The sequence below is a fragment of the Caldicoprobacter sp. genome, from assembly GCF_047459465.1.
Classification (GTDB): Bacteria; Bacillota; Clostridia; order Caldicoprobacterales; family Caldicoprobacteraceae; genus Caldicoprobacter.
In genome coordinates this window covers 1-7350 of record NZ_VSCO01000089.1, presented here as the reverse complement: position 1 = coordinate 7350, position 7350 = coordinate 1, and the positions used below count along the sequence as shown (strand labels likewise).

Genomic DNA, 7350 nt, shown 5'->3' with positions numbered 1-7350 from the left:
ATCCCAAGTACTCGGTGCAGGAGTGCAAGGACAGGGACATGAATTATTCGGCTCCCCTAAAGGTCCGCGTTCGCCTCATCAACAAGGAGACCGGCGAGGTGAAGGAGCAGGAAGTCTTTATGGGGGACTTCCCTCTGATGACTGAACGGGGCACATTTATAATCAATGGAGCCGAACGCGTGGTGGTTAGCCAGCTGGTCCGTTCGCCGGGAGTTTACTACTCCGAGCAAACCGATAAAAGCGGCAAAAAGATGTATTCTGCTACCATTATACCCAATCGCGGCGCATGGCTGGAATATGAGACCGATTCCAGCGATGTGATATACGTGCGCGTTGATCGTACCCGCAAGTTGCCAGTGACAATCCTGTTGCGAGCGCTGGGGTATGGAACCGACGGCCAGCTTAAAGAAGTGCTGGGCGAAGACCCACGGTTACTCAATACTTTAGAAAAGGATAACACCAAGACCGAAGAAGAGGCTTTGCTCGAAATCTATAAGCGTTTGAGGCCCGGTGAACCACCTACCGTCGAGAGCGCAAAGCAGCTTTTGTTTTCGTTGTTTTTTGATCCAAAAAGATATGACTTGGCGCGGGTGGGGCGCTATAAGGTCAATAAGAAGCTGGCGTTGAGTACCAGGTTGAATGGGTGTGTATGCGCGCGGGATATCGTTGATCCATCCACTGGCGAGATATTGGCTGAAGAGGGAGAAAAGATTACCCGCGAGAAAGCTGAGATGATACAAAATGCCGGAGTCAATCAGGTAGAGGTATTGTTGGAGGACGGAAAAGTTATCAAGATAGTGGGCAATCATTTTGTAGATGCAAAGCATTATTTGAGCTTTGATCCGCGAGAGGTGGGCATCAACGAAAAGGTACACTATCCCGTTTTGAAGGAGATTCTGGACCAGAATTTAAGCGAGCGGGAGCTAAAAGAGGCTTTGAAGGAAAACTTAAGCAGGCTTATTCCAAAACATATAGTAGCAGATGATATTGTGGCTTCTGTAAATTATATTATTCATCTATTTAATGGCATAGGGCACATCGATGATATCGATCATCTGGGCAACAGGCGCGTGCGGGCCGTAGGCGAACTGCTGCAAAATCAGTTTAGAATTGGGCTGTCGCGCATGGAGAGAGTGATCAAGGAGAGAATGACCATACAGGATGTAGAGACGGTGACGCCTCAAGCTCTCATAAATATTCGACCTGTGGTGGCAGCCATCAAAGAGTTTTTCGGCAGCAGCCAGCTCTCTCAGTTTATGGACCAGACCAATCCTCTATCAGAACTCACCCACAAACGAAGGGTAAGCGCGTTGGGGCCTGGAGGGTTGAGCCGTGAACGCGCAGGTTTCGAGGTAAGAGACGTACACCACTCCCACTATGGTCGAATCTGTCCCATAGAGACCCCGGAAGGGCCTAATATTGGTTTGATAAACTCCCTCAGCGTTTATGCCCGCATCAATGAGTATGGCTTCATCGAGTCTCCCTACAGGAAGGTAGATCAGAAAAACAAGAGGGTAACCAATGAGATAGTTTATTTAACTGCCGATGAAGAGGACGAGTATGTCATTGCGCAGGCCAACGAGAAGCTGGATGAAAACGGATACTTTGCAAACGAGCGCGTCATGGCCAGGTTCAGGAATCAGATTTATGAAGTACCAAGGGAACAGGTAGAGCTGATGGACGTCTCGCCCAAACAGGTCGTGTCTGTGGCTGCTTCTCTTATCCCCTTCCTGGAAAACGATGACGCCAACCGCGCTCTCATGGGTTCCAACATGCAGCGCCAGGCTGTTCCACTTATACGCACCGATGCGCCTATAATCGGAACAGGTATGGAGTACAGAGCTGCCAGAGACTCTGGAGTAGTAGTGGTAGCCAAAGAGTCCGGCGTGGTTAAAAAGGTTTCGGCTGACCAAATCATAATTAAAGAGGATAACGGTAATGAACGGGTGTACCAGCTCATAAAGTTTGCCCGATCCAATCAGGGTACCTGTATAAATCAGCGCCCAATTGTAGAGGCGGGACAACGGGTTGAAAAGGGACAAGTCATAGCGGATGGGCCTTCCACCGATCACGGCGAGCTGGCACTGGGGCGAAACGTTTTGGTCGGATTTATGCCATGGGAAGGTTATAACTACGAGGACGCTATCCTGATCAGCGAAAAGCTGGTAAAGGAGGATGTTTACACTTCTATCCATATAGAAGAGTACGAAGTGGAGGCTCGCGATACCAAGCTGGGGCCCGAGGAGATAACCAGGGAAATACCCAACGTAGGCGAAGACGCTCTCAAGGACCTGGATGAAAGAGGCATCATAAGGGTAGGCGCTGAAGTAAGGGCTGGAGATATCCTGGTGGGCAAGGTAACTCCTAAAGGCGAGACCGAACTGACTGCGGAAGAGAGGTTGTTGAGGGCCATATTCGGGGAAAAGGCCCGGGAGGTCAGGGATACCTCGCTGAGGGTTCCCCATGGCGAAGGCGGAATAGTGGTGGACGTAAAGGTGTTTAGCCGTGAAAACGGCGACGAATTGCCGCCGGGTGTAAATCAAATGGTAAGGGTTTATGTGGCGCAGAAGCGTAAGATCTCGGTGGGCGATAAGATGGCCGGGCGCCATGGAAACAAGGGGGTCATATCCAGGATATTGCCCGAAGAGGATATGCCTTTCCTGCCTGATGGTACTCCTCTGGAGATAGTTCTCAATCCTCTGGGCGTTCCATCCCGTATGAATATTGGACAGGTGCTGGAGACGCATCTGGGACTGGCGGCCAAAGTCCTTGGCTGGTACGTGGCTACGCCGGTTTTCGACGGCGCCAACGAAGAGGATATCATGGAAGCTCTTGAGAAAGCCGGTTTCAGCAGGGATGGGAAAGTTACCCTTTACGATGGCCGTACTGGTGAGCCCTTTGAGAACCCTGTGACTGTAGGTTACATGTACATGATGAAGCTGGTCCACCTGGTGGATGACAAGATCCACGCTCGTTCCACTGGACCTTATTCCTTGGTTACTCAGCAACCTCTGGGAGGTAAGGCGCAATTCGGCGGGCAGAGATTTGGCGAGATGGAGGTTTGGGCTTTAGAGGCTTATGGCGCTGCCCATACCCTGCAAGAGATGCTGACTGTAAAATCCGATGATGTAGTAGGGCGCGTCAAGACATACGAGGCTATCGTAAAAGGCGAAAATATCCCAGAGCCGGGTGTTCCCGAGTCGTTTAAGGTGCTTATCAAAGAGCTGCAGAGTTTAGGGCTTGACGTAAAGGTACTATCAGAAGAAAAAGAGGAGATAGCCATCAAGGAAACAGTCGATGATGACATAGAAGAGCTAGGCGTGAATATAGAAGGGCGAGAAAAAGATGAGGTTGTGGAAGAGCCGATAGAAGAAAAAGATGAAGAGAAGGGCTTTGAAGATGAAGAGCTGGATAACTTTGACTTGGACGACATCGTGGACATACCTGGCCTGGAGGATTTGGACGATTTAGATGCCTTGAAGGACATGGACGACGATGAACAAGACTATTAAAGAAGGGAGCGGACGCTTCGGTGGAACTCAATAACTTTGATTCTATACAGATTAGATTAGCTTCCCCTGATAAAATCCGCGAATGGTCTCGGGGTGAGGTTAAAAAGCCCGAAACCATAAACTACAGGACTTTAAAGCCCGAAAAGGATGGGCTGTTTTGTGAGAGGATTTTTGGACCTACCAAGGACTGGGAGTGCCATTGTGGGAAGTACAAAAGGGTCCGCTATAAAGGAATCATTTGCGATCGCTGTGGAGTAGAGGTTACTAAATCCAAAGTGCGCCGTGAGCGCATGGGTCATATTGAACTGGCTGCCCCGGTATCCCACATATGGTACTTCAAGGGTGTGCCTAGCCGTATGGGCTTGTTGCTCGATATGTCGCCACGGGCTTTGGAAAAGGTGCTGTATTTTGCTGCTTATGTGGTAATAGACCCGGGCGATACCCCTCTGGTCAAAAAGCAGCTTTTGACCGAAAGGGAATATCGGGAGTACCAGGAGACGTACGGCAACAGGTTCCGTGCCGGGATGGGCGCAGAGGCCATAAAGGAGCTGCTTCAGGAGATCGACCTGGATGCGCTGTCCAAAGAGTTGCGAGAGGAGCTTAAGACGGCTACGGGGCAAAAGCGCATACGCATCATCAAGCGGCTGGAAGTGGTGGAAGCTTTCAGGAAATCGGGCAACAGACCCGAATGGATGATATTGGATGTAATTCCGGTCATCCCACCTGACCTTCGTCCTATGGTACAGCTGGACGGTGGCCGGTTTGCCACTTCTGACCTTAACGACCTTTACAGGCGGGTTATAAATCGTAATAACCGCCTCAAGAGGTTGTTGGAGCTGGGAGCTCCCGATATCATCGTGAGGAATGAAAAGCGAATGCTGCAGGAAGCGGTGGATGCCCTTATAGACAACGGCAGGAGGGGACGACCGGTCACAGGGCCGGGCAACAGGCCGCTTAAGTCGTTGAGCGATTTGCTCAAAGGCAAGCAGGGGCGTTTCCGCCAAAACCTGCTGGGAAAGCGCGTGGATTATTCGGGACGCTCTGTAATCGTGGTGGGGCCCGAGCTTAAGATGTATCAGTGCGGGCTTCCAAAGGAAATGGCTTTGGAGCTTTTTAAGCCCTTCGTCATGAAGAGGCTGGTAGAAAAGGGTTTGGCCCATAATATAAAGAGCGCAAAGCGCATGGTGGAGCGCGTAAGGCCTGAGGTATGGGATGTGCTGGAGGAGGTCATAAAGGAGCATCCCGTGCTGTTGAACCGTGCACCTACCCTGCACCGTCTGGGGATCCAGGCCTTCGAGCCGGTTTTAGTAGAGGGACGCGCCATAAAGATTCACCCGTTGGTGTGTACGGCGTACAATGCCGACTTTGACGGTGACCAAATGGCGGTGCACGTTCCCCTGTCGGTGGAGGCTCAAGCCGAAGCGCGGTTTTTGATGCTGTCCATCAACAACATGCTAAAGCCATCGGATGGCCGGCCGGTGGTATGTCCCATTCAGGACATGGTTATAGGATGCTATTATCTCACCATTGAGCGTGAGGGCGAAAAAGGCGAAGGAAGGGTATTTACTGGACCGGATGAGGTAATAATGGCCTATCAGACCGGTCAGGTGGGACTTCATGCCCGCGTCAAGATGAGGGTTACAAAGGAGATAAATGGGGAAAGGGTATCTAAGCTGATAGATGTAACGCCTGGCAGGGTCATATTCAATGAAGCCATTCCACAGGATCTGGGCTTTAAGGATAGGAATAATCCGGATGAAGCCTTTGACCTGGAGATCAATACTGTGGTAGACAAAAAGGTGCTGGAGGAAATAGTTGACAGGTGCTACCGTAAGTACGGCAATAGTCAAACCGCCATAGTATTGGACAAAATAAAGACGCTGGGGTTCCACTATGCTACAAAGGGTGCCATTACAATAAGCATATCCGATATAGTGGTGCCTGAGGAGAAGCAGGAACTTCTCAAACAGGCTGACGAAGAGGTAGCACGGGTTGAGAGGCAGTATCGCCGTGGCCTTATCTCAGATGAGGAGAGATACAACAGGATCATATCAATATGGAATGAGACCACTGATAAGGTGACTCAAGCCCTTTTGAAAGCTATGGATCCGTTTAACCATCTGTACATGATGGCCCACTCCGGTGCACGCGGTAGCATTAACCAGATCAGGCAGCTGGCTGGAATGCGCGGCCTTATGGCCAACCCGTCTGGCGTCATCATAGAGGTACCGATACGCTCTAACTTCCGCGAGGGCTTGACGGTATTGGAATTCTTCATATCCACCCATGGTGCCAGAAAGGGATTGGCCGATACCGCACTCCGTACTGCTGACTCGGGTTACCTTACCAGGCGATTGGTTGATGTCAGCCAGGACGTCATCGTGCGGGAAGAGGACTGCTTCGCAAGGCTTGGAGAAGATGTAAAGGGCTTTGAAGTATCAGAAATAAGGGAAGGCAATGAGGTCATCGAACCACTGTTTGATAGGATTCTAGGGCGTTACGCTGCAGAAGACGTCGTAGACCCCAATACAGGCGAGGTTATAGTACGCACCAATCAGCTCATTGACCATGAAAAGGCCGAGCGTATTGTAAAAGCCGGCATTCAAAAGGTGTGCATACGCAGCGTGTTTACATGCCGTACCGAGTATGGCGTGTGCGCTAAGTGTTACGGCATAGATCTGGCCACCGGTCATCCCGTTAACGTAGGAGAAGCTGTTGGCATCATTGCTGCCCAGTCCATAGGGGAGCCGGGTACGCAGCTGACCATGAGAACCTTCCACACGGGCGGCGTTGCCGGCGAGGACATCACCCAGGGTCTGCCCCGCGTTGAGGAGCTGTTTGAAGCGCGCAAGCCTAAAGGGTTGGCGCTTATTTCCGAGATTTCGGGTATCGTCAAGATAAACGATACCAAGAAGAAGAGGGAGATCATCGTAACATCCCCTGACGGAGAAACCAAGGTCTATGCGGTGCCCTATGGTGCTCGGATAAAGGTAGAAGATGGGCAGCAGATTGAAGCGGGAGATGAGCTTACCGAAGGTTCGGTCAATCCGCACGATATATTAAAGATAAAGGGCGTAAAAGGCGTGCAGGCTTACCTCCTGCAGGAGGTTCAGAAGGTTTATCGTTACCAGGGTGTAGATATAAATGACAAGCACATAGAGATAATCATCAGGCAGATGCTCCGCAAGGTGAGGGTGGAGGATCCGGGCGACAGCGATATGTTACCCGGTGGTCTGGTGGACATATTCGAGTTTGAGAAAGAGAACGAGAAAATTGTGCAGCAGGGCGGGCAGCCTGCTGTGGCCAAGAGGGTGCTGTTGGGAATCACCAAAGCATCGCTGGCTACCGATTCCTTCCTGTCGGCTGCTTCGTTCCAGGAGACTACGCGCGTATTGACCGATGCAGCTGTAAAAGGTAAGATAGATCCTTTGATGGGCCTTAAGGAGAACGTCATCATCGGTAAGCTCATTCCGGCTGGTACCGGTATGAGCAGATACCGGGATATCGAGGTGCGCACCGAGGAAGAGCTCAAGGCTCAAGGGGACGAAAACCAAAAAGCTGAGGAGACAGCTGCTGTATCGGTTTAATTTTGGGGACGGGAATACCCGTGTGTCATATAAAAATTTTCTGCTGGTATCGGAATTGTTCCCGATACCAGCAGAAAAAAGATATATTTTTAGGGCCAAAAGGCGCAAAAAAAGGGCATTTTTTGTATCTAAACGTGTTGACAGCGCTAATTGGCGATGATAAAATATTGCAGTGTGTTGTCTTCTAGAATTTCATTTTTCCGTGAAAGATGGGGGTAGCCATGTTAGAAGAATTAAAAAATGCTTCAGCC

General features: G+C 50.5%; 2 protein-coding genes. Both read left to right on the top strand.

The window, feature by feature from the left end; genetic code table 11:
• A partial coding sequence (gene rpoB, locus FWJ59_RS06635) for a DNA-directed RNA polymerase subunit beta (protein WP_414481182.1) occupies nucleotides 1–3512 on the top strand: 3512 nt, incomplete at its 5' end.
• Nucleotides 3513–3532: 20 nt separating this feature from the next.
• The gene (rpoC, locus tag FWJ59_RS06630; RefSeq protein WP_414481181.1) at nucleotides 3533–7099 is read left to right on the top strand and encodes a DNA-directed RNA polymerase subunit beta'; all 3567 of its coding nucleotides are present in this window, start codon (nucleotides 3533–3535) and stop codon (nucleotides 7097–7099) included.
• Nucleotides 7100–7350 lie beyond the last annotated feature (251 nt).